This window comes from Nautilia sp., assembly GCF_053994455.1.
The window spans coordinates 1-23,566 of record NZ_JBMYAU010000130.1; the positions used below are offsets into that span (position 1 = coordinate 1).

General features: G+C 37.3%; 30 protein-coding genes. 19 read left to right on the plus strand and 11 right to left on the minus strand.

What is annotated here, in order from left to right:
- Positions 1-119 precede the first annotated feature (119 nt).
- The 11 genes from ACXJIE_RS09065 to ACXJIE_RS09115 are packed head-to-tail and all read left to right on the plus strand — an operon-like array spanning position 120 to position 9,301.
- Positions 120-875, plus strand: a complete 756-nt coding sequence (locus tag ACXJIE_RS09065) for a V0D/AC39 family V-type ATPase subunit (RefSeq protein ID WP_456480652.1) — start codon at positions 120-122, stop codon at positions 873-875.
- A gap of 1 nt (position 876) precedes the next feature.
- Positions 877-2,589 carry a V-type ATP synthase subunit I gene (locus ACXJIE_RS09070; protein ID WP_456480653.1) on the plus strand — a complete coding sequence of 571 codons (1,713 nt, stop codon included), beginning with the start codon at positions 877-879 and terminating at the stop codon, positions 2,587-2,589.
- On the plus strand, positions 2,564-2,848 hold the full coding sequence (locus tag ACXJIE_RS09075) for an ATP synthase subunit C (RefSeq protein WP_456480654.1): 285 nt from the start codon (positions 2,564-2,566) through the stop codon (positions 2,846-2,848). The genes ACXJIE_RS09070 and ACXJIE_RS09075 overlap by 26 nt, the downstream gene beginning before the upstream one ends.
- Positions 2,845-3,138, plus strand: a complete 294-nt coding sequence (locus tag ACXJIE_RS09080) for a V-type ATP synthase subunit F (protein ID WP_456480655.1) — start codon at positions 2,845-2,847, stop codon at positions 3,136-3,138. Before ACXJIE_RS09075 ends, ACXJIE_RS09080 begins: the two co-directional genes overlap by 4 nt.
- Positions 3,116-3,628, plus strand: coding sequence for a hypothetical protein (locus tag ACXJIE_RS09085; RefSeq protein ID WP_456480656.1), 513 nt, complete (start codon positions 3,116-3,118; stop codon positions 3,626-3,628). Before ACXJIE_RS09080 ends, ACXJIE_RS09085 begins: the two co-directional genes overlap by 23 nt.
- Entirely contained in the window at positions 3,616-5,331 is a 1,716-nt protein-coding gene (locus ACXJIE_RS09090) for a V-type ATP synthase subunit A (RefSeq protein ID WP_456480657.1), read from the plus strand. The genes ACXJIE_RS09085 and ACXJIE_RS09090 overlap by 13 nt, the downstream gene beginning before the upstream one ends.
- Before the next feature lies 1 nt (position 5,332).
- Complete coding sequence (locus ACXJIE_RS09095; RefSeq protein WP_456480658.1) at positions 5,333-6,661, plus strand: V-type ATP synthase subunit B; 1,329 nt, start codon at positions 5,333-5,335, stop codon at positions 6,659-6,661.
- Complete coding sequence (locus ACXJIE_RS09100) at positions 6,648-7,217, plus strand: V-type ATP synthase subunit D (protein ID WP_456480659.1); 570 nt, start codon at positions 6,648-6,650, stop codon at positions 7,215-7,217. The genes ACXJIE_RS09095 and ACXJIE_RS09100 overlap by 14 nt, the downstream gene beginning before the upstream one ends.
- A gap of 31 nt (positions 7,218-7,248) precedes the next feature.
- Positions 7,249-7,482, plus strand: coding sequence for a hypothetical protein (locus tag ACXJIE_RS09105; RefSeq protein WP_456480660.1), 234 nt, complete (start codon positions 7,249-7,251; stop codon positions 7,480-7,482).
- Positions 7,482-8,420 carry a hypothetical protein gene (locus tag ACXJIE_RS09110; RefSeq protein WP_456480661.1) on the plus strand — a complete coding sequence of 313 codons (939 nt, stop codon included), beginning with the start codon at positions 7,482-7,484 and terminating at the stop codon, positions 8,418-8,420. Before ACXJIE_RS09105 ends, ACXJIE_RS09110 begins: the two co-directional genes overlap by 1 nt.
- Positions 8,420-9,301: an LPP20 family lipoprotein gene (locus ACXJIE_RS09115; RefSeq protein ID WP_456480662.1), complete on the plus strand. Its 882-nt coding sequence runs from the start codon at positions 8,420-8,422 to the stop codon at positions 9,299-9,301. The genes ACXJIE_RS09110 and ACXJIE_RS09115 overlap by 1 nt, the downstream gene beginning before the upstream one ends.
- Here the strand turns inward: ACXJIE_RS09115 and ACXJIE_RS09120 are convergent.
- The 8 genes from ACXJIE_RS09120 to ACXJIE_RS09155 are packed head-to-tail and all read right to left on the minus strand — an operon-like array spanning position 9,288 to position 14,807.
- A complete protein-coding gene (locus ACXJIE_RS09120) occupies positions 9,288-10,196 on the minus strand; it encodes an RsmB/NOP family class I SAM-dependent RNA methyltransferase (RefSeq protein ID WP_456480663.1) in 909 nt (302 codons plus the stop codon). The two genes, ACXJIE_RS09115 and ACXJIE_RS09120, sit on opposite strands and share 14 nt — an antisense overlap.
- Before the next feature lie 20 nt (positions 10,197-10,216).
- Positions 10,217-10,603, minus strand: coding sequence for an Hpt domain-containing protein (locus ACXJIE_RS09125; RefSeq protein WP_456480664.1), 387 nt, complete (start codon positions 10,601-10,603; stop codon positions 10,217-10,219).
- A gap of 26 nt (positions 10,604-10,629) precedes the next feature.
- Positions 10,630-11,970, minus strand: a complete 1,341-nt coding sequence (locus ACXJIE_RS09130) for an FAD-dependent thymidylate synthase (RefSeq protein WP_456480665.1) — start codon at positions 11,968-11,970, stop codon at positions 10,630-10,632.
- Positions 11,970-12,452 carry a type II secretion system protein gene (locus ACXJIE_RS09135; protein ID WP_456480666.1) on the minus strand — a complete coding sequence of 161 codons (483 nt, stop codon included), beginning with the start codon at positions 12,450-12,452 and terminating at the stop codon, positions 11,970-11,972. Before ACXJIE_RS09135 ends, ACXJIE_RS09130 begins: the two co-directional genes overlap by 1 nt.
- Positions 12,449-12,817, minus strand: coding sequence for a hypothetical protein (locus ACXJIE_RS09140; protein WP_456480667.1), 369 nt, complete (start codon positions 12,815-12,817; stop codon positions 12,449-12,451). The genes ACXJIE_RS09135 and ACXJIE_RS09140 overlap by 4 nt, the downstream gene beginning before the upstream one ends.
- Positions 12,814-13,257: a pilus assembly FimT family protein gene (locus ACXJIE_RS09145; protein ID WP_456480668.1), complete on the minus strand. Its 444-nt coding sequence runs from the start codon at positions 13,255-13,257 to the stop codon at positions 12,814-12,816. Before ACXJIE_RS09145 ends, ACXJIE_RS09140 begins: the two co-directional genes overlap by 4 nt.
- On the minus strand, positions 13,245-13,664 hold the full coding sequence (gspG, locus tag ACXJIE_RS09150) for a type II secretion system major pseudopilin GspG (RefSeq protein ID WP_456480669.1): 420 nt from the start codon (positions 13,662-13,664) through the stop codon (positions 13,245-13,247). The genes ACXJIE_RS09145 and gspG overlap by 13 nt, the downstream gene beginning before the upstream one ends.
- A 9-nt stretch (positions 13,665-13,673) precedes the next feature.
- Positions 13,674-14,807, minus strand: coding sequence for a hypothetical protein (locus tag ACXJIE_RS09155; protein WP_456480670.1), 1,134 nt, complete (start codon positions 14,805-14,807; stop codon positions 13,674-13,676).
- 52 nt (positions 14,808-14,859) lie between these two features.
- Between ACXJIE_RS09155 and ACXJIE_RS09160 the strand changes: the two genes are divergently transcribed.
- The 8 genes from ACXJIE_RS09160 to ACXJIE_RS09195 are packed head-to-tail and all read left to right on the plus strand — an operon-like array spanning position 14,860 to position 22,557.
- The gene (locus tag ACXJIE_RS09160; RefSeq protein ID WP_456480671.1) at positions 14,860-15,729 is read left to right on the plus strand and encodes a hypothetical protein; all 870 of its coding nucleotides are present in this window, start codon (positions 14,860-14,862) and stop codon (positions 15,727-15,729) included.
- A complete protein-coding gene (locus ACXJIE_RS09165; protein ID WP_456480672.1) occupies positions 15,707-16,558 on the plus strand; it encodes a hypothetical protein in 852 nt (283 codons plus the stop codon). The genes ACXJIE_RS09160 and ACXJIE_RS09165 overlap by 23 nt, the downstream gene beginning before the upstream one ends.
- Positions 16,551-16,916 (plus strand): hypothetical protein, encoded by a 366-nt coding sequence (locus ACXJIE_RS09170; protein WP_456480673.1) that lies wholly within the window; start codon positions 16,551-16,553, stop codon positions 16,914-16,916. Before ACXJIE_RS09165 ends, ACXJIE_RS09170 begins: the two co-directional genes overlap by 8 nt.
- On the plus strand, positions 16,913-17,398 hold the full coding sequence (locus ACXJIE_RS09175) for a hypothetical protein (RefSeq protein WP_456480674.1): 486 nt from the start codon (positions 16,913-16,915) through the stop codon (positions 17,396-17,398). The genes ACXJIE_RS09170 and ACXJIE_RS09175 overlap by 4 nt, the downstream gene beginning before the upstream one ends.
- Positions 17,385-18,125, plus strand: coding sequence for a PDZ domain-containing protein (locus ACXJIE_RS09180; protein WP_456480675.1), 741 nt, complete (start codon positions 17,385-17,387; stop codon positions 18,123-18,125). The genes ACXJIE_RS09175 and ACXJIE_RS09180 overlap by 14 nt, the downstream gene beginning before the upstream one ends.
- A complete protein-coding gene (locus ACXJIE_RS09185; protein ID WP_456480676.1) occupies positions 18,112-19,854 on the plus strand; it encodes a secretin GspD/PilQ domain-containing protein in 1,743 nt (580 codons plus the stop codon). The genes ACXJIE_RS09180 and ACXJIE_RS09185 overlap by 14 nt, the downstream gene beginning before the upstream one ends.
- On the plus strand, positions 19,851-21,350 hold the full coding sequence (locus ACXJIE_RS09190) for a GspE/PulE family protein (protein ID WP_456480677.1): 1,500 nt from the start codon (positions 19,851-19,853) through the stop codon (positions 21,348-21,350). Before ACXJIE_RS09185 ends, ACXJIE_RS09190 begins: the two co-directional genes overlap by 4 nt.
- Before the next feature lie 10 nt (positions 21,351-21,360).
- A complete protein-coding gene (locus ACXJIE_RS09195; protein ID WP_456480678.1) occupies positions 21,361-22,557 on the plus strand; it encodes a type II secretion system F family protein in 1,197 nt (398 codons plus the stop codon).
- Here ACXJIE_RS09195 and queF read toward each other — a convergent pair.
- The 3 genes from queF to ACXJIE_RS09210 are packed head-to-tail and all read right to left on the minus strand — an operon-like array spanning position 22,550 to position 23,560.
- Positions 22,550-22,942, minus strand: coding sequence for a preQ(1) synthase (queF, locus tag ACXJIE_RS09200; protein WP_456480679.1), 393 nt, complete (start codon positions 22,940-22,942; stop codon positions 22,550-22,552). The two genes, ACXJIE_RS09195 and queF, sit on opposite strands and share 8 nt — an antisense overlap.
- Positions 22,939-23,349: a PIN domain-containing protein gene (locus ACXJIE_RS09205; RefSeq protein WP_456480680.1), complete on the minus strand. Its 411-nt coding sequence runs from the start codon at positions 23,347-23,349 to the stop codon at positions 22,939-22,941. Before ACXJIE_RS09205 ends, queF begins: the two co-directional genes overlap by 4 nt.
- Entirely contained in the window at positions 23,333-23,560 is a 228-nt protein-coding gene (locus tag ACXJIE_RS09210; protein ID WP_456480681.1) for a hypothetical protein, read from the minus strand. The genes ACXJIE_RS09205 and ACXJIE_RS09210 overlap by 17 nt, the downstream gene beginning before the upstream one ends.
- Positions 23,561-23,566: the final 6 nt, after the last annotated feature.

Genomic DNA, 23,566 nt, shown 5'->3' on the forward strand with positions numbered 1-23,566 from the left:
AATGAAAAACTCGAAAATTACGAAAAAAAAATCATCTCTGAAACAGAAGAAAAACAAAACTGGCTAAAATCGTTAAAAACGGACAAACACATTCTTTTAAACAAAATAAAAGAGGAATTATGCGGGCGGTAAAATACGCTTACGTAAATGCGCTTGTAAGAAGCCTCAAAAGCGAATTTATAGACACGCAAAAACTTATTGGGGCCGAAAACAAAGCCGAAGTGTTAAATATTCTCCTCTCAACCCCTTACGGCAGCGTTATCACCTCAGCCGAAAACCTTTACAATGACCTCGACACCCATTTCGAAAAACTGTACAAAAAAGTTACGAAACCGCTTAACAGAAACGAAAAAAGCCTTTTTCACCTCTTTTTTTCAAATGAAAAAATAGACAAAAACAGGGCTTTGCTTATTAAAAATTCCGTTGAAAAAATCTCAGGCAGGGAAAAAAAAGAATTTAAAAAAATTATCGGAAGGTATTTTGATCTGATAAACATATTCACAATCATGAAATACCGGATAATATACGGATTAAAAATCGAGGATTTTTTCGCTTATCTGCTTCCGTACGGACATCTCGACAAAAACAAACTTCAAAATCTCAGTATGTCGAACAATCTGTACGAATTTGCAGCCGCTCTTCAAAAACTGACAAACCTCCCGCCGAAAAAACACAGCTTCACATCCCTGAAAAAAGAGCTTTTTTCGGCTTATTACGAATCTTTAAAAGGGGTATGGTACGGTTATCCTTTTAAACTTTCCGTGCCGTTTGTGTTTTTAATGCTTAAAAAAAGGGAAATATCTAATATAAAAGCGGTGTTTACCGGATTTACGTATCACCTTGCAAAAACCGAGATAAACGATATGGTGGTTTAAAATGCTGTTTCCGGAAAAAATGTACAAAGTAACGTTTGAAATCCCGAAAGAAAAAATAGATCAGGCCATTGAAAAAATCGGAAAGGAAAAAATAGTTCACATAAAAAAAGAAGATACGAAAAAACACCCTTTAATTTATAAAATAGACACTCTTTTAAAAAAAACGGCTGATCTGCTTTCAATAATAAACGAACCGCTACCGCCTCCGAAAAAACAAGGTTTAAAAACCGAAGAAATAGAAAAAACGCTCTCGTCGCTGATATCCGCCTATGAAAGCGTGTCTTTTACGGAAAAAGAGTATAAAAGAAAAACCCAGTCTCTTAGGAAACTCAACGTTTTTTTAAAACATTTCAACCTGACAAAAGAAAAACTTCATTTCAAATTTCTGAAATTCAAGGCTTTTTACGCCGCCTATGAAAACTTTGAGGAAATAAAAATAGTACTGAGCGCCTACGGCATACTGTGCGTTTATGAATATGCGGAGGGTTTTATACCCGTAATTGCGATATACACGCCAAAAAGTGAAACCAAAACAGTTCAAATACTGCAAAAATTTTCAATCACCCCGTTTGAAGGGGAACTTTTTTCGCTTACACAAAAAGATCTCGAAACAATGCTTGAATCAATAAACAGGGAAAAAGAAAAAATAATAAAAGAAAAAGAGACGTTAAAAAAAATATATTCCCACCTTCTGTATCTGAAAAACATTTACGAAGTCAAAACGGTTTTAAAAGAAAAAAACGGTTTTTACATACTCGAAGGGTGGATACCGAAAAAGAAATTTAAAAAACTTCCCTTTTTAAAACACAAAAAAACGGATCAGATAAACTCACCCACCCTTTTAAACACACCGGAATTTTTCAAACCTTTTGAAAACCTCGTAAAAACATATTCGCTTCCAAAACCCTATGAAATAAACCCGACGGTTTTCTTTGCGCTTATTTTCGTTTTTCTTTTCGGACTTATGTTCGGAGATATGGGACAGGGGGCCGTTTTGGCCGTCGCAGGTTTCATACTGAAAAACAAAAAAGAAATTTTAGGCAGAATAATGTTTTTAAGCGGTATCTCCTCAATGCTCTTCGGCGCCGTTTACGGACACTTTTTCGGATTCGAAATATTTCATTCATTCTCTCCTATGGAAAACATAAACACCCTTATCGCCCTAAGCCTTTTTGCCGGAGCCGTAATTATTTCCACCGGCTTTATACTTTATATGACGACAAACTACAAAAAAGGAGACATAAAAAAACTGCTCTTCGGTGAAAACGGGCTTTTGCCGTTTGCAATATACCTGCTTTTGCTCTGGATCGGAATTAAAACGTTTATCCTTCATACGGATATAAAATACGACCTAATGCTTTTAGGAATACTGTTTTTAGCACTTACTGGTTATACTGTGTATAAAAGCAAAAAAACGTCCGAACCTATTTTTCATTCGGTAATAGCCCTTTTGGAAAACATAACGAACACCGTTTCTTTCGTAAGGGCGGGCGCTTTCGCCCTCGCACACGCCGCTTTGTTTTTAGCAGTTTTTACAATAGCCGAAATGATGGACAAAACGGGATACTGGATTACGGTTGTTTTAGGCAATATATTCGTTATAATACTTGAAGGGATAATAGTAACCATACAGACTTTGAGACTTGAATATTACGAATTTTTCAAACGATTCTACGAAGGAGGAGGTTATGAATACAAACCGTTCGAACTGTAAATTTTTGAGGGTTTTTCTATTTTTGCCGATGGTATTAGCCGCGGGGGATAACTCGTACGCCTACATTGCAGCGGCTCTTGCGGTGGGACTCTCAAGCATAGCCGCGGGAATAGCCGTCGGAATGGTCGGAGCTGCCGCAATGGGAAGCATTGGAGAAAAACCCGAAATTTCCACTAAAGCGCTTATTTTCTTAGGACTTGCCGAAGGTATAGCCATTTACGGGCTTATCGTATCCATAATGATATTAGGGAAAATATGAAAATTGTACTGCTCGGCAATAAGGAGGAGTGTCTCGGATTTTCTCTATGCGGCATAGAAACGGTGGAGGTTAAAAAATTCGAGGAAGATCTGCAAAACGTCCTGAAAGACAAAAACACGGGGCTTGTAATAATTGCTGACAGGTATTATGAAACGTTTAAAAACAAATTTTCAAACTACACCAAAAAAAACGCCCTTCCGGCGGTGGTTTTCATACCGTCTTTCGAAAAAACGTATATGCAAGAAAACATAAAAGGATACCTCTCAAATGTTCTCGGAATCAGACTTTGAAAAACTAAAGGCAAAAGCGCTTAAAGAAGCGGAAGAGATTGCGGACGAAAAAATAAAAAAAGCAGAAGAAAAACTCCTAAAACAGAAAGAAAGCTTTTTCAAAAGCCTTGACATCGAAAAAGAAAAAGAGCTTTTAAAACTGAAATACGAAAAAATATTAAAAGAAAAACAAACGGAAATATACAAAAAACACCAAAAAGAGCTTGCGGTTTTTTATGAAAAATTAACATCCTCCCTGAAAAAAGAGCTGTTAGAACTCATACGCAAAAACGGCGCCGAACTTTGCAGGTGTTTTATAGATAAAATCAAACCCCATAAAAAAGGGGAGCTTTTTTTACCGGAATATTTAAAGGGAAAATGCAAAAGCGAATTTAAAACCGAATATGTAAAAAACGACTGTTTCGTTTTCAAAACTGGAAACAAGCACATTGTGTTTGATCCGGAAGAAACCGCCGAGAAACTGATAAAAGGCCTGATATGCTTAAAATAACATCCGTCAACGGACCCGTTGTAAAAGCCGAGTACAAAAACGAAAACCCTCTAATGTACGAATTCGTATATGTGGGGGAAAACAGACTTACGGGGGAGATTATAAGCGTTGACAAAGAAAGTGTCACCGTGCAGGTTTACGAGGACACCACTTCTTTGAAACTGAAAGAACCCGTGTTTTTAACCGGCACGCTTCTGAGCGCCACACTCGGGCCCGGACTTCTCGGAAGCGTGTACGACGGTATCCAGAGAAATCTTTTTACAATGCCCGAGAGGATTCAAAAAGGCGCAAAATCAAAATCCTTGGATGAAGAAAAAAAATATTTTTTTAAGGCTTTAAAAACCAAAGGTGATGAGGTCAAAAAAGGGGAAATAATAGGCGAAGTTGATGAAAACGGCATAAAACACAAAATTTTAAGCGATTATAAAGGCGTTATCGAAGAAATTGAAGACAAAAACTGCACAATTAAAGACACAATAGCAATAATCGGCGGCAACATCCAGACAATGGTTAAAAAAAGGCCTCTGAGAATCCCCTCCCCGTTTGAAAAAAGACTCTCGCCCAAAATTCCGTTAATAACGGGGCAGAGGGTCATTGATTTTATGTTTCCGATAGCCAAGGGCGGCTCGGCTTCGATACCAGGCGGGTTCGGGACGGGCAAAACCATTTTGCAGCAGACACTCGCAAAATACTGCGATGCGGATATAATCATTTATATAGGCTGCGGAGAAAGGGGAAACGAAATGACGGAGGTTTTGGAAGAGTTTCCGAAACTTACCGACCCATATACCGGAAAACCTTTAATGAACAGAACCGTTTTAATCGCCAACACTTCGGATATGCCGGTATCCGCAAGGGAAGCGTCCATATATCTCGGTATAACGATAGGCGAATATTATAGAGACCAGGGCTATCATGTGGCTCTTATGGCAGATTCCACATCCAGATGGGCCGAGGCTATGAGGGAACTTTCAAGTAGAATGGGAGAACTTCCCATGGAAGAAGGGTATCCTGCGGACATTTCATCAAAAATAGCGGCCGTTTACGAAAGGGCTTCGATTGTCAAAACGCTCGGCTCGAAAACCGGCTCCCTTACAATAATCGGCGCCGTATCGCCGGCGGGCGGAGATTTTTCGGAGCCCGTAACCATACATACCAAACGTTTCACAAGCGTGTTCTGGGCGCTTGACAAATCCCTTGCAAACGCGAGGTTTTACCCCGCGATCAACTACCTCAACAGCTACTCCGAGTATGAACTCGAAGAGTGGTGGAAAAACAAGGGCCCATACACCGAAACAAAACAGTTTTTCAACGGTATTCTTCAAAAAGACGCCGCACTTCAGAAAATCGTAAAACTATTAGGCGTAGGGGCGCTTCCCGAAGGGGAAAAAATAACACTTTATACGGCGGAACTGATTAAAGAAGCGTTTTTACAACAAAACGCTTTTGACGAAACGGATGCGTTTTGCACCCCCCAAAAACAGATGGAAATGGCAAAAACAATCGTTTTGATTCACAGCTTGTGGCAAAAAGCGTTTTTAACCAAACAGATTCCTGTCGATACGCTGAAAAACCAGCCTGTAATTTCCGAATTCATAAGGGCAAAATATGAAATTCCTAATGAAGAGTATAACAAATATGAAACATTAAGAGAAAAAATAGAAATTTTTTACAACGAATTTATAAAAAATTACGGAGAATGATATGAGAGTGGAATACGAAGGGGCGCTTAAACTCAAAGGAAACCTCCTGTTTTTCGAAACAATAGAAGGAGTGGGATATAACGAAAGCGTAACGCTGAGATACGGCGACAAAACACTTAAGGGAATAGTAAGTGCCGTTGACGAAAAAGTTACGGTCATTGAAATTTTAGGCGACACATACGGCATAGACGTAAACGGTATAAAAGCCGAATTTCATTTCAAACCCTTAAAAATAAAATTAAGCGAAAACCTTGCGGGAAAAACTCTTGACGCTTTTGCAAACCCCAAAGAAGGAATAACAGAGTTTTTCGAAAAAGACTCGGACATAAACCCGGGTGCGTACAACCCCGCATACAGGGAATATCCCAAAGAGATAATCCAAACGGGGTTCAGTTGTATAGACGCCTTAAACACGCTCGTCAAAGGCCAGAAACTTCCGGTATTCGCCCTAAGCGGACTTAAAAACGACGAATTCGTCGCAAAACTCGCAACCCAGATTTCAATACAAAATTCCCTTATAGTGCTTGCGGCGATAGGGATGAGGTTTGAGAGAGCCGAATACCTGATAAACGGTATAACATCACAAAGCGCCGACGTAACCGTTTTTTTAAACCTTGCCAACGAACCGGCCGTCAACTCTCTTCTGCTACCGCGCACCGCCCTTACATTCGCAGAATATATGGCGTTTGAAAAAGGAAAAAACGTAATAGTCATACTTTACGATATGACAAATTACGCAAACGCCCTAAGGGAAATTTCTTCAAAAAAAGAGGAAATTCCGGGGAAAAAAGGATATCCGGGATATATGTACAGCGACCTCGCATCCATTTATGAAAGGGCGGGGATAATCAAGGGGAAAAAGGGCTCAATTACCCAGATTCCCGTTTTGACCCTTCCGGACGACGACATTACGCATCCGATAGCGGATCTGAGCGGATACATAACCGAAGGCCAGATAGTTTTCAGCAGAAACCTTCACAAAAAAGGGGTTTTTCCGCCCGTTGACGTTTTAAATTCGCTCTCAAGACTTATGAACTCTGCCGTGGATTCGGTACACAAACGCTTAGCATCACAGCTTTATTCCTCTTATGCAAATGCAAAAAAAATAGAAAATTTCGCTTCGATAATAGGCGAAAACGAGCTGAGCGATATTGAAAAAAAATACCTCGCCTTTTCAAAAGAGTTCGAAAAAGGATTCATAAACCAGCCGGTTGCGAGAAATATGCATGAAACCTTCGAAACGGCCAAAAAAATCTTAAAAATACTGCCCAAAAGCGAAATGACAAGACTTTCGCAAAAAGAGCTCGGGGAAGTGTATGGTAAAGAATAAATCCGCCTTGCTTGATCTGAAAAAAGATCTTGAAATAGTAAACGAAGGCGAGGAAATCCTCAGTAAAAAACGGGATCTGCTTATTAAAGAGATTATGAGCATACTCGAAACGGTGGACAAAAGAAGAAAAGAGCTTAACGAAACGGTAAAAAGCGGCTACAACATATTAATAAAAGCCCTTATGGAAAACCGAAACCTCTCGCCGGAATCTTTCGTTAAAACGGAACTCAAAGCCGTTCAAAAAAGCTTTTTGGGAATCGTAATTCCGAAAATAGATTTTAAAATATCACAAAAACCGAAAATTACCCTCAATACGAATATTTTTGAAGATCTAGCAAGGGAGAGTTTTTTTAAAAGCCTGAAAATGATACTCGAACTTGCGGAACTCGAAATAAAAATCTGGAAACTCTCAACCGAACTAAAACAGACGCTCATCAGGGTAAACGCGCTTAAATACCACTACATACCGAAATACGAAAAGGAGATTAAAGAGATTAAAACATACCTTGAAGAGAGCGAAAGGGAATTTATCGCGGTTATTAAAAAACTGAAATAAAAATGATATAATTAACAAAAAAAGGCTTATCATGAAAACAAACATAATCATAGCGGAATTTCCCCTTGCAAACACAAAAGAGGGGATGATTACGGTATCGCATATAAACGAACCTTACGGGGAGGGCAGCAAACCGGTGGTGAGCATAGGGATTTCGCTAAACGGCGACAATGAAAAACCCGACTGGAAAGCACACATCCCTTACGAAAACATAGACGACGTCATAGCTGCGCTTAAAGCGGCAAAAGAGAAATATTCAAGATAATGAGGTTTTTCTTTTTTCTTTTAACCGTACTTTTATTCTCAGGCTGTTCGAGCAAAATCAACCTGGCCGAATACAGACCGTATTACGCGCCTAAAAACAAAAACGTATCCGTCAGTTTCAAACCTTCCGTAAAAAAAGTCTCAATCGTAAAATTTCCCGCATATTATTTCAAAGGAATGGAACTTTCCGAAACGGCGACCTATACCCTCAATTCAATGCTGCAAACGTCGAAATTCGTAAAAATACTGAGAATAATCGGAAAGGAAAAAATAAAAGAGGAAATAAAAGCGGCCGAAATAGCAAAGGAAACCGAAAGCGATATAGGGGCTGATTACCTTTTGGAAGGAAAAATACTAAATGCAACCTATACATCCCGTTACCACAGGGGGTTTTATTATTACATTAAAACGCCACACGGTAAAATAAGAAAATATTCGCCCCCTTATTACTCCTATTCGTCATGTACCGAAATAAACGTAAAAATCCTGAAACTCCCCTCCCTCCAAAACGAATACGACCGCAATTTCAGAAAATGCGCCTATTTTTCGGACAATGTTTCTTACAGCAAATTTTATCCGAACCTCGTAACGGAATCATTAAAAAAAACCGTAAAAGAAGCGTTTGAATCCCTAAAAAAATTTTTCGCCCCTAAAGGGTACATATACGAAGTAAGAAAAAACGGCGACGACTTAATAGCCAAAATAACGCTCGGAAAAAACCAGGGAATGTACGAAGGCCTAAAATTAAAAATTTACAGACTCAGAAAAGACCCCGTAACGGGGGACATTGAAAAATATTCAATAGGGGAGGGCAAAGTGAGCAACCTGATATTTGAAAATACCTGCTGGATCACTGTCGATTTAAAAGAAAACCGGCATATTGAAATAGGCGATATGGTAATACCAGATTTTAACAACTCTTTTTGGGATCTGTTTTAATGAAAAGCTGGTATTTTTTACTTATATTTTTATTCGTATCGTGTACCAGTCCCGAACCTCCCAAATGGTATATAAAAACGCCAAAAGACACCCGAGCGTATTTTTACGCATCCGCCGAAGGATATTCCAAAAAAGAAGCCCTCAAAACAGCCTTAAATGACATAGCATCAAGAATAAACGTAAAAATTTCTTCCAATTTCGTAATAAACAGGGGAATTCATAACAAAAAAACCTACAATGAAATATACCAGCAGATAAACACCCGGATTTCCGATATAAATTTCAACAACTACGAAATTTTAAAAACACAAAAAACTGACGACAAATATTATGTGCTTATAAGGGTAAACAAACATAAACTCATAAAAAGTTTAAAAACAAAACTCGAACTGAAACTTCAAAACCTTTCGTTTAACGGCGAATCGCCCATTAAAAACGTAATTTCGGCATACAGGGTTCTTAACAGATTAAAAAGCGTAAAAAGCGAAATGTTTATTTTAGAATCTTTGGGAATAGACATAAACGGATATATTTCAACAATACAAAACCTTCAAAAAAAAGCCGAAACAATAATAACAAACACAAAATTTTCACTTAAAGCGAACATGTTTAAAGACGCCACCATTGAAGTGTTAAGCAAATATCTGACAATCACACCTTCTTCGGAAAATATAATATCCGTTAAGGTAGCCTTAAAAAAACTAACCCTTTTTAACAGTTACATCGTAAACGGCAAAGCCCGAATATTAATCGACAAACCGTATACCGTCGTATTTTTGGGCAAATCCGTATCAGGTTACAAAGAGGCGCTGGTTTTTGCAAAAGAGGAATACAAAAGAAGATTAAAAAATTTAACCGAAAAAATATTCAGTTCTTTTTGATTTTTGCAAAATAAAACCCGGAATATGCACCTTTTGGCAATATTCTTACGGTTTTGGCCACATCCGGGTGATATTCCTTGTTCTCCCACTTCGTAATTCCTTTTTGAATATTGTCAATCGGAAGGTCCACATCGACAACTTCCGCGTTGTCGTATCCGTTTAAAAGAAAATCAACGCTTTCTTCATTCTCTTCCGGCGCAAATGTACAGGTTGCAAATATCATTTCACCGCCGGGTTTTAAGGACTCGAAAGCGGAAACAATAAGTTCTTTTTGAAGTTTTGAAAACCTTCTCACCCTTTTAAGGTTCCACCACGTAATCCCTTCTTTAAAATCTATATGCGCCTCGCTGCTGCAGGGAGCGTCCAAAAACACTTTATCAAACATCTCCCCCGTAGCCTTATAAACAAAACGACCGTCTTTGTTGTAAGTTTGTATGTTTTTTGCGCCGTGCTCTTTAAAATTTCTTTTCATTCTGAAAAACCTGCTTTTATCAGGTTCAACGGCACTGACTTTGTACGCCTTTTCACTGAATATAAGACTTTTGCCTCCGGGGGCCGCCGCCAGATCCAACACCCAGTCGTTTTCGTTTACATCCAGTGAAAGAGCGGATATTACGGATGAAAGGTTTTGAATGTATATTTTATTGGCGGTATATGTTTTTGATTTGGTTATTTTTTTCCTCTCTTCAATAGGAAGGGTATATACCCATTTGCTCCATTCCACAGGTTTTGGGTTATATCCTTCTTTTTTTAATTCTTCAATCGCTTCAAGTCCCGCCTTGTGTCTGTTTATTCTGAAAGAAAATTCTTTTTTTTCCTTTAATCCTTCTAAAATTTTAGGATTTATCCTGTTGATTCTTTCAATAAAAACCACTTCGTTTTCTTTGTTTCTCACTTATTAATCTCCTTAACATCTTAAATCTTAGGTACTTTAAAAATATCCGGGTGAAGAGGGGCAAGTTCCTCGTTCGAATCTATGTTTGCATACCATTCGTGAAACTGATCCGCAACCCTGAAAAGCCAGTCAATCAAATCCTCACCCGCTTCACTTTTTTCCCTCGCCTTCTCAAGGACATCTTCAACAAAATGCGCAAAATTACTGATTCTTTTTATTTTTAAAAAACCCGTTGCGGATTTTAAATTGTGAAACATTCTGAAAAGATCGTTCACCGCCCCATCATAATCCGTATAAAGCCTCTCAATTGCCATATCCAAAGAATCTTCCACAATATCGAGCATCATCAAAAATTCTTCAACCACACTCGAATCGAATTCGTTATATAACCTGTCCTGTATTCCCACTTAAGGCCTCCTTTGCAACGAGGCGGCTAAATTATTCTCTGATATCCTTCAAAATCCATTTTCCATACTTTCGTACCGCAGAATCTGTCCCCTTCCGGACATACGGGTTTTATACCTTCAAAATACCTCAACGTACATGGCGGAAGAAATTTATCGGCAGCCTTCACCCCCGCTTTTTTCAGTTTTCTTATCTGCGCGTAAACAATGTCAAATATCTCCTCCTGGGCGTTGTAACAAAGTCTCATCTGGGCTTTGTGGGCAAACTCCTGGAAATCGTTATGCTCTATTATTTCAATGTTATGGGCGTTTAAAAGCGCGTAAGCCGCCTCCCCGAAGCCGAGCAGACTTTTCTGGTTTTCAAAAAAGTCGTAAGAATATTCCACAGCCCTCAAATAAAGCTCTTTTACGCTGCTGCATATTTTAGGCATATAAAAATCTCGTCTGTAAATACTTTCGAGTTTCGGACGGACCGCCGGGGAGCGCCTGTGGCGCTGGTTTTGAGCGTCCGCGCTCAGGGAAAGCTTGATATACGAATTAAAACTCCCGAGTATCGCTTCGTCAAGATACATATTAGAAGCCCTCAAAACCCCCGCATAGTTTTCGTTAAGTTCAAAATCGTAATCCACTACGTCAAACACCTCAACTTTTTCGGAAACATTTTTTTCTTTTTTAATTTTTTCAATATCTATGTTTGGAAAAACGACCCACTCGTTTTCGGCAAACTCAATCAAAGGCGCAAGGTCTTTGTCGATTTTTAGCATCTCCCTTTTCAGCTGGGAGGCAAACTCTTCCGCCTCCGCCCTGGCTTCGGGAATAACTTTAACCGCATTTATGTATCTTAAGGCCGTAATTACGTTAACCGTATGGTAAAGATGTGCGTTCATTCCTAAAGGCAGAAGATACCTCGCAAACTCCTGTGCCCTTTTTTTCGCTTCTTTTTGTTTGAATTTAGGAAGCGCTTTTTCTATTTCAGGTGTAAGTTCTTCAATCAGCTTTTCATAATAAAAAAACATATTTTCATAGTATTTTTGCCATTTTTCCCTGTCGGCGTTTTTAGGGTAGGTGAAGTTTTCTATTTTCATTTTAGCATATCTCTGGCTTACCTGCTCGGAATTGTAAAAAGGATGGGAATGCAAAAGCCTCCATATCAAAAGCCTGCTCACACCTTCAATTAAAAACGTAAAATTGTAATGCATAAGCGTCGTATGGTGCCCTGCTTTAAATATGGAGTTTAAAAGATTATTTTTCTTATCCCACCCGGCCGCACTCTCAGGCGTTATTATATGTTTTCCGAAATAGCAGCTTCTCGCACTTCCCACAGCGACGTCCGTGGGTTTGTATCTGCTTTCAAGCGCTTTTACAATCATTAAAATCCTTTGTACATTTCAAAATAAATAGGTCTGCCGTTATCCATATAAATAAAATATTTACCGTCTTTAACATAAATTTTGAATATTTTAACATTTTGTACGAATTTATCCAAATAGTAATCCGGCGGTAATTTTAACAAATTTACAACCTCAGGGGATTCGAGCCTCATAAGCGTATTGTGTTTTTTGCTAACATACCATACCACATAAGGCTCCGGTATAAAATGAAGGGAATTTGAAGTACGGATTTTTACAACCGAATAATCCCCCGAACCTGTTACATTAATTTCGCCGCCGTTTAATAAATCATAATATAAAACCTTCATGTAAAGATCAAACTTAAGCTGTTTTTCATATCTTTTTTCAAGTACGCCTCCGCTGTTTTTCGAATATGATATAACATTGCTTAAAGCCAGAAAAAGAATCGAGAGTATCACCACCGATATAAGCAGTTCTATAAGTGTGAACGATTTTTTCACTTTATCTCCGCGGAATAAACATAAACGGACGACGTTTTGTCGTAAATTTTTATTTTCTTTAAAACAAGTGTATTCACGGAATCTATTTTTTCGGAATACTCCGTGTTATATTTTACATAAAGCTTCTCTTTTTTCAGCTCTTTTATGATTTTATCGTTTTTTATGCCGAACCCTTTTAACATTTCATAAACGTTTTTAGCATCTTTTTCCAACACCCCCACACTCGCCCTGTAGGAAAATTCCCCTCTCGTCTTCGCAAGGGAGAGTATTTTCTCACCTTCCGAAATAACTGAAAAAACCGCCGACGATATAATAAAAGAGAGCATTACGGCTATAATAACCTCTATCAATGTAAAAGCCTTCATTTCACGTTTCCATCAGAAGGCTCGTAACCCTTGCACAAAAACAGTTCCTGCGCCTTTTTCAAAGATTCGGCACGGGTTACCGAAAACGGTTTGAATACGTAATACCCGTCTTTACAGGAAAGTATAAAACTCTCTCCTATGCCGTTTACGACCCTGTATTCGAATATTTTTTCGTCTTCAAACGTTTTTTTTTCAAATCTTCCGTCTTTATATTCGTAAACGAAAGGGTTAAGACACCTGAAAACGGTTTTTTTATCGCTTTTAATTCTCCCGTTTTTGTAAACGGTTATAAAACCGTCGGGATAAAGCTCTTTTCTCAAATCGGTTACAGAAGTGTGTTTTTGCGAAAACTCAGGAAGCTTAACTGCCAAAAACGTTATAACCCCCATTAAAATAATTACCGTTAAAAGTTCTATAAGAGTAAATCCTAATTTCCGCATTCGCTGAGTCTGATGTCTTTGTTTTCACCTTTGCCGCCCTCTTTTCCGTCGGCGCCTAAAGAGATGATATCTATATCTCCTTCGTTGTTTACATAAATGTAATCGTTGCCCCAAGGATCCTTAGGCAGTTTTTTCGAATTTAAAAAACCGTCTTTAGGATAGTTTTTATATTTCTGAGGGTCAGGGTTTTTAATCAGCGCTTTTAGCCCCTCCTCCGTGGAAGGATACACACCCTCGTCAACTTTAAAGGAATCGAGTGCGTTTTTAAGGGACTTCATCTGAATACACACAAGTTTTTCTTTTGCTTTTTCACTCTGCCCTATTAAATTAGGAACGACAAGAGAGGCGATAAGACCTAGTATTACTATAACGATCATCACCTCAATCAAACTGAACGCTTTTTTCATTTTTTTCCTTTATTTTGCATAAAAATCCAGAACCGTGGCGTTTACTTCACTGCCGGCGGTGTCGTTGTTGTCGGCGGCGTTGTCGTCGTCTATCTGTACAGCCGTTTTGGCATAATCTAACACGACAGTACCCGTAAAGTTCAAATCACTCGTGTTATAATCCTTCTGACAAAGAACATTTCCGCCATCGTCAGTAACCTTATATGTTATTACGCCGTTGTTATTTAAAATATAAGTTTTTAAAACCTCACCTTCAACGGACGAACTTAAAGAGCAGCCTCCTGCGTTATATTCGTTGAAATCGCCGCTGTAATCGTATAACCCTCCCCAAAATCCGATATAAAAAGGTTTAATGTTCAATCCGGCGTAATAACCGACTTTTGAATTATTGTAATCCAAACTTATATCGGTGGCCGCAACGACCTTATATTTTCTGTAAGGCCCCCCTTCGTTTAAAACGACTTTCGTGTATATTTCACCTGCACCGTTGTAAATATACGTATTTACCGCCGCTCTTGTTTCATTACCGTCCTCTTTTGTGGTATATAGGTTGATTTGATTGTTCCCGAGCGTCACAACCGATTTTTCATATCTGTAATCCCCCGCATATTTCTGAAGAACCTTAAACCAGTTGTAACCGAACATTTCCCCGATACACGCTCTTTTTATGTGCAAATCAAAATTCGCAATATCGTTTTTGGTAACGTTATCGTCAACAAAATACGCGTGTTCGTCGCTGTTCCAGTGATACACGTCGTTTCCGTTTTCCGCATATATGGCAAACTGGAAAGTTTCATTGTTTTCAAGAGCTCTTTGGATTTCATCCTCATAACCGGAATCCACCCTGCAGTCTTTTCCGAAACTTCCGTCGCTTTCAACCTTGCAGTTTACACCGTCGTAGATATTCTGGGAAACAAAAGAATCGGGAACTATTCTCACATACGTATTGTAAGGTACGCTTATTGCCTTGTTGTTGTAATCGTAAAAATTTATTTTCCCGACCACAAGACTGTTCGCATCCACCGTTACCGAACCGGTTCCGGTACTTGAAGAAGCGGTTGAATTATCCGTACTGGTACCGCAGCCCGCAAACAACAAAACACCCGCTATACACCCTGCCGTCAATTTAACGTTCAAATTCATTTTTTTTCCTTTTTAGATATTCGGTGTTATAATTTTATCAAAAAAGGAAACAATGAAAAAATCCGTAGCCCTTTTTGTCACAATCACTTTTTTATTCATAGCATTAGGCATTATTTCCGCTGTTTTGTCCGTATCGAAAAAGGCCTCTTCGTCATCAAACGTATATATAGCGCAGAATTCCGTACTGATAAAAGACACGTTAACGGCGCTTTCCGAAATTACGGAGGATATAAACTCTTCAAAAAAGCTCGACGGAATTTTTACGACATTTTTTATTTCCGACGAAAAAGGGGAATTCAGGGCCGTTTACACAATAACGCCGCTTTTTAACAAAATAGACATCAACGCATTTTTGCAAAACGGAAAAATAAACAAAAACATAAACTTTTTCCTCGACAATGTTTTAGAGTATTACGAAATACAAAATCCGGCCCTTTTTAAAGATCTCCTTCTTGACACGATAGACACCGACAAAACGGAAAGGGAAGGCTACAGCGAAATCATTTTAAACGATCCTTTTTTTCAAAACGGAAAAATATACAATTTCAAACACTTCGAACTTATAGAAAAATACTACGTAAAAATCACGGACGACAAAAACATTTACAAAGTTCCGTGGAAAAAACTGATTTTTTTCTCGGACGGTTCAAAGCATATACTCGAATGCAGCCTTTTAAACAAAAAAACGGCCGAATTTTTAGGTCTGCAGTTTAACGGAAAACCGACATGCGAAAACATACTTACCGAAGAAAACAATCAAACCGTTCAAAATTTCGATATAATTGAATTTAAAAATAAAAACGACTTTCTGATAAAAATAAACATACAATATTTTATAAACGAAAAAAAAGAGTCATTCGACATAATTTATAACATACATACGAAAAAGGCAGTTTCAATTGAAAGTAATCCTGTATACTAAAGAATTCAATCAGCATATAAAAGAGCCGGTCGACATAATACTTTCGCCTCAGTACTACTGGATAAAAAAAATAGAAATACCGGTAAAATCCCTGAAAGACGCCAAAAAAATAGCAAAATCGCTTTTTCAGCTGAACGACGGGTATATTTACGACGCCATGAAAATAGAAGGAAAATACTTCGCTTACGCCATAAACAAAAAACTGAAGCTGAACATAGAAAAAAAATATATAAATTCAATCCGACTGGCACAGAGCGAACTGTACAAATACGACGTTATAAACGTATCCGAAAACCATTCCATCCAGAAAATAGACGATCTTCTCTTCTGTTTTCCAAACGTAAAAAACGCCCCGTTTATAGACGAAATACTCCCGGATCTTAAACTTACGAACAATAAAGTAACCCTGTACGACAGAATAAACATAGACAAAGGGCTAATAGCCGCAGCCGTTACAATATTCCTGCTTTTAAACGGCGGTTTTATCATAAAAACAATAAAAAACCGCATTTCATACGGGACACTCGAAAATGAAAAAACAAAACTTATAAAACGTTACAACCTTCCACCCACAACGTTTCAGTTAAATTCCATACTCTCATCTTTAAAAAAAACGGACAAAACACAGACACTTATAAGAAAAGATCTTGAATACATAACGAAAACCCCGCTGAAAAAAGGGGAAAAATTTTTAAACCTTTCATTTTCCAACAAAACATTCACCGTTTCCGTAAAAACGGACAGAAACCTCGATTTTTATTTTAAAAAAAGGTTCAAAGTCAAATCCGAATTTAAAAATTCACTCTACAAGGCCGAATTATATGAATAAAAAAATACTGATTTTAACCGCCCTGCTTTTTCTGACGGCAACACTGTGGAGTTTTAAGTTTTACGTTTCAAGCAAAAAAGAACTTAAAAACGAAATTGAATACATAAACGATTTCAAAACCGAAATTTACGAAATAAACCGCCTTAAAAACAAATATTCGACCAAGCCGTTAAAAATACTCAGAAAAATCTGTAACTTTGAAGAGGACTCGAAAATATATAAAATCAGCTGCAAAACGGACATTAAAAACATTTATAAAATATCGTCGTTTTTAAGATCACCGGTAAAACTAAAAACCTTTACACTCTCCGATGAAAACGGATCTCTTATAAGATTTTACGCGGAGATATACAGATGAAAAAGTTTCTTATAATACTATCCGGTTTTCTTTTAGGAGTTATCGTCTTTTTGCCTAAAGAGGAGCTTTTTTACCTTTTGCAAAAAAAACTTTACGAAAAACAAATTTACATAAAAAGCGATGTAACCTCATCTTTGAAAGAGATTCGGATAAACAATGCGAAAATATACTACAACGACATAAAAATGGCCGATTTGAAAAAAGCAAAAGCCTATATGTTCATTTTTTACAATAAAATCCATTTGACGGATTTAAAACTGGACATAGGAAACTACGCTATAAAAAAGGCCGAAATCACATACTCTATAACAAATCCGCTGAAAATAGAAATAAAAGCCGTCTCAAACGTAGCCGATATAAACGGTTACGCGGATCTTTCAAAACGCTTTGTTAAAATATATTTTACAAACATAAAAAAAGCGGATATTGAAAAACTGCTGAAAAAAGACAAAAAAGGATATTTTTATTATGCGGCTTATTAAAAACCTATGTTATTTCGGAGTTTCTTTTGCGGCGGCCTTTTTTTTATGGAGCATAGCGGAGTTTTTCCTGCCTAACACACCCGTTTATCATTTCATACCCGAAAACGGCCGCAGTTTTTTCAATATCAGGCTCTCTCACATTTTCGTTTCTCAAAACAAAAAAACAGAAAAATCAATAACGAATAAAATAACGGAAACATTAAAAGGTGTCGTGTTAAAGGCGGTATACATCAACGGAAAAAAATCGTTCATAATAGTAAAGGACAAACAAACACGCTTTATAGATTTAAACGGATATTACAAAGGTTACAAACTTATAAAAATAAACCCCGATTCCGCGGTCTTTTCCAAAAATGGAAACGAATATATTATAAAATTTCAAAAAACCGCCCCGGATTCGGCATACAGCGAAAAAACACAAAACGGCACGTTTGTCGTAAACAAAAACGTTATAAACGAATACAAGCATAATTTTTCAAAAATCTGGCGGAACATAGGAATAATAAAACTGAGGCAGGGATATAAAATAACATACGTCAGAGCAAATTCGATATTTCAAAAAATAGGCTTAAAAAAAGGCGACGTTATTTTAAAAGTAAACGGAAAAAACCTGAGCAACGACGCACAGGCATGGCAGTTTTATAAAAACATAGACAACTATGACTTTTTAGAAATAGAAATTTTAAGAAACAACAAAATAAAGGTTTTACGTTATGAACTGGATTAAAATTATTTTTATTTTGGCTATAGGTTTACAGGCGAGACTTATAGATCTGAGTTTTAAGGATTTGGACATTAAAGACTTTATTAAAATGGTGGCGAAAATAACGGACAAAAACATTCTGCTTCCGAACGATATAAGGGGAAAAGTGAATTTCATATCCGTAAAACCGGTCAATGAGAATGAAATTTACACCATTCTTCTTAATATTCTGCGCTCTAAAGGATACACAATCGTTTCGGAAAAAGGATATCTCAAAGTTTTAAGAACAGCCGATATCTTAAAAGAAGCGCCCCCTATGAAAACCGACATATACCAGATGAAAACGGATATCATAAACCTTCACAATATACTCGCAAGAGATGCATACGCACAGGTAAGCTTTCTTAGGAGCAGATACGGCAAAATAGTCGTTAACAACGACAAAAACCTGCTGATAATAACCGATTATCCGAATAACATCTCCGTAATTAAAAAACTGCTTGCCAAAATCGATACGCTAAACAGACCTGACATAATCTACTACAACCTAAAATACGCCCAGGTTACAAAAATTTTTCCAAAAATAAAAGATATTGCGGCCACTCTTTACAACCCTAAAATTTATAAATACAAATTAATAGAAAACGACGGAAACAACGGTATTATTTTAGTGGGTCCCATAAAAATAATAAATAAAATAAAAACCAGCATTGTAAAATTGGATAAGAAACCGAAACCGGTGGATCAGATTACCGAAATAATAACGCTTAAAAATTCGGACGTATCAAATATGGCGAAAGTAATAGAAAAAATAGTAAAACTGAAATACAAAAAAAACACCCCTTCGGTGACGGAAGACAAAGAGACAAACTCTTTAATAATAATCGCTTCCCCCGAACAGATGGAAACGCTAAAAACGATTATAAGCGCTCTTGACATCCCTAAAATGCAGGTTTACGTCAAAGCCAAAATACTTGAAATAAGCAATCTCAAAGCTTCCGAAATAGGCAGTAAACTCGGTCTTTACGGACTCAGTACCAGCAGCAGCGGCCTATATACGATGAGCGCGAATTTCGGAGGGGCCTCCATAGTGCTGCCGGATATACAGTCTTTGGGACTGACCCTTCCGACAATACAACACGGACTCGCCTTAGGAGCCACGATAGATCTTTTAGAAACGTTCGGAGCCGCCAAAAAACTGAGCGAACCCTCCATTTTATGTATAAACAACACCCCTTCGACCATATATGTGGGTAAAACCGTATCCGTCAAAACCGGACAGACAACCTCCACATCCACAAGCGTATCCTATTCAAGACAGGATATAGGTCTTACTCTTCAGATAAAACCGAGAATCGACAGCGACAACAAGGTTTCGTTAGACGTAAAAGCCGTCGTTGAGGACATACTTCCGGGCTCACCGGACAATACTCTTCCGATAACGTCAAAAAGGGATATTAAAACAACAACCATAGTAAGCAACGGCCAGAGCATTATCATAGGCGGGCTTGTAAAAAACAATAAAGACATAACCGTAAAAAAAGTTCCCTTCTTAGGAGACATCCCGGTATTAGGGGCTCTTTTCAGACACAAAGAGGTGAATAAGGACAAAACGACCCTCGTAATTCTGCTGACGCCTTATATAGTAAAGAAAAGCACGGATCTGAACAAGCTGAGGCTGACCTTAGGAAAACTGAACGAACTAGAAAGAAAATTCGCACTCGAATATATCAAAAAGAAGAAGATAAAATGAAAACGCTTCAAAACATAAACCCCAAAGCTTTCACTCCCGAAAATTTCGATATTGAAAAAGGTATAAAATTTTTTCTTCTTCCGGGTGTTTTTGAAAACACCCGTTATTTTTTCACAACCAAGGAAAATATGATTGACGCTCTTAATTTTTACAATAAAACGGATCTTCCTTTTGAAATAATAATAACGGATTCCGAATCGTTCAACAGGCTTCTTAACCAGTTTCTTGAAGTCAAAACACAAAAAGATCTGCAAAGCGACATAGAACTTGAAGAGGATTTAAGCCTCGACGATTTCATAAAAGGCGGACTTGACATTTTGGATTCTGAAAACTCGGCCCCTATTATAAAATTCGTAAACTCAATGTTTTTTCAGGCCGTAAAAAGAAGGGCAAGTGACATACACATAGAAACGCATGAAAATTTCGGAAGTATAAGATTCAGGATAGACGGCATTTTAATTACGCAGGCCACAGTGCAAAAACAGATAACAAACCTCGTAATAAACAGAATAAAAGTCATATCAAACCTTGACATAAGCGAAAAAAGAATCCCCCAAGACGGAAGATGCCAGATAAAAATCGCAAACAAAACAACGGACATAAGGGTTTCGATTATTCCGACATATTTCGGTGAAAAAGCGGTTTTGAGACTCTTGATGGAAAGCGAGGACATACCGAGCCTCGCACGTCTCGGATTCGATACGAGGGTAACGGAAGGATTTAAAGAACTGCTCGAACACTCCTACGGAATGATATTGGTAACGGGTCCGACCGGAAGCGGTAAATCAACAACCCTTCACAGTTTTCTGCAGACAATTGCGGACACGACCAAAAACATAATAACTATAGAAGACCCGGTGGAATACAAAGCGGACAACATCAACCAGATACAGGTGAACACAAAAGTCGGGCTTACGTTCAGCTCAGGGCTCAGAAGCATTTTAAGGCAGGATCCTGATATTATAATGGTCGGTGAGATAAGAGACAAGGAAACCGCCACAATAGCCATACAGGCGGCTTTAACGGGGCACCTTATGCTCTCCACGCTTCATACGAACAACGCCGCTTCAACCGTAACAAGGCTTATGGATATGGGAATAGAGCCGTTCTTAATAGCCTCTTCCTTAATAGGAATCCTTTCCCAAAGATTAGTAAGAATTTTATGCGAATGCAAAACGGAAGAGGAAAGCGGGGAATATATGAAAATAATAAATAAAAACCCCCTGTTAAAAAAATACCGAACGGAAAAAATCTATAAACCCAAAGGCTGCCCGAAGTGCAATTTTACGGGCTACGTAAAAAGAAAAGCGGTAGGGGAGCTGTTTATTATGAACGATGAAATAAAAGCTTTGATAGCCGAAGGCACAAACGATATAGAACTTAAAAACAGAATGATTGCACACGGTATGAAAACAATCCAGGAAAACCTGTGCGAACTGATTATAAACGGAGAAACCTCCCTTAAAGAGGCGGTAAGAGTCGGACTTAAAGACTAAAGGCTAAAAAGTGAAATTCAAATACAGCGGCTATGACAAAACAGGTAAAAAAATAAAAGGCAAAATAGAAGCGTCAAATGAAAAAGAGGCTATTTCAAAACTTGAAAATATTCTCGTTACCGATATTAAACAGATTAAAAATTTCAGCATAAACGTTTCATTCAGAAAAACACCATCAAAAGAACTTTCGAAACTGTTTAATTCGATAGGTCTTTATTTAAACTCCTCCATTCCTTTGGTAAGCGCCATAAACCTGACGAAAAACCAGACACAAAACGTAAAAATAGTAAAATTTCTCGATTATCTGCAAAATTCAATAAAAGAAGGAAAATCCCTTTACAGCGCCATAGAATCCCAAACAGTCCTGAAACTTCCCGAATATGTCGCCAATACCATAAAAATAGGCGAAGAAAGCGGCAAACTCGACATCATTTTAACAGAGATATCTAAATTTTTAAAAGACGAGGAAAAACTTTCCTCAAAAACCTCACAGGCCCTTATTTATCCCATGTTTATAGTTGCCGTTGCGGTTTTTATGATCTCTTTTATGCTTACAACCGTAGTGCCTAAAATAGTAAAAGTATTTGAAAACCTTCATCAGGATCTCCCCGCAATTACCAAAATAGTTATAAAAAGCGGCAATTTCCTTCAGGACAACTGGAAAATAATCTTTATCTCACTTATTGCAACAGCGGTTTTTTTTAAATATCTTTATTCGAAAAACTACAAATTCAGATTTTACATAAACAAATATTCCTTAAAACTGCCCGTTTTAAAAAAAATCATTCTTTCAAAAGAGCTCGGGAGGTTTTCATACCTGACATCGGTATTGGTCGGTGCGGGCGTAAATTACATACAGGCCATCAATATGGCTTCAAACACTATTCAAAACGAATACATAAAATCGCTGTTTCAAAAAGCCCTTAGCGACGTATTGGAAGGAAAAAAACTGTCCGTCTCCTTAAAAAAAGCCGGCTTCAACCTCGAAAACAGCTTTTTACAGGCATTGGCACTTGCGGAAGAAACGTCAAAAATAGACGAAGTTTTAAAAAACGTAAGCGAAATATACTTTGAAGAAAACGAATCCCTTATAAACACCCTTTTAAGTATGTTGGAACCCGCCCTTATAGTGGTTGTAGGCGTAAGCATAGGGTTTATCGTAACCGCCATGCTCCTGCCTATGTTCAGTATGAGCGTAATTAAATAAAATCACTGTTTTTTATTTTTTCACTGTCTATTTCAATTACGGTGTGAACGTTTCCTCTCGGATTGAAATCCATTGTTATTTTCATATATTTAGGTTTCAGTTTATTATAAAGCGTGTCGAATATTTCGTTGGCGCTGTCTTCGTGGGAAATATATCTGTTCATAAAAGAATTTATAAAAATTTTAAGAGCCTTTAATTCAACCACCCACTCATCCGGAATATATTCCAAATAAACGGTTGCAAAATCCGGATAGCCGCTTCTGGGGCATTTACACATAAATTCGGGAAGGGTGATTTTGATTAAATAGTTTTTTTTATGCTTATTAGGCCATATTTCCATATTTTCCGGATTAAATTCAAGAATTTCCTTCTCACCATACTTCATAATACATCCTCCATTTTAATTAATTTATCAAATCCTTTGTTTTTTAAACCGTTGTATAACTTTTTATCACCGGTTAACAATACTCCGTTTAATTCAATAGTTAAAGCTACAAAGCTGATATCATTTTTATCAACATCAAAACATAATTCATAAGCTTGTTTTAATGACGATATACTGAAATCCTTTTCATTCTTAAAATGAATTTTATTTATTATAAAAGAAAAAAACGTATCTATTTCGTAAATTTGCAAGTTGGACAATTTAGATATTTTGTGCTTATATTTAAAAATTTCGTATATTAAATAATTCGGAGCATAAAAATAATATTTATTAAAAAGATTTAAATATTTTTCATTGGAAGATAAAAGAGAAGAAAAAATTATATTAGTATCAATTATTATTTTCAATTATTCCTCTTTTAATAAGCAAATCATTTAAAAAATTATTATAATAATTTTTATTAACTTCTTGTGAAAGCTTATTTATTTCATTCTCCGAAAGTTTATTGGCTTTATAAAAAAGTTCTTTTATTTTGATATATTCTATAATATCTTCGATATTACCTATATCTTTGTCAATTTCAATTAATAATTTACCGTTTTGATAATATATCTGCATTAAATC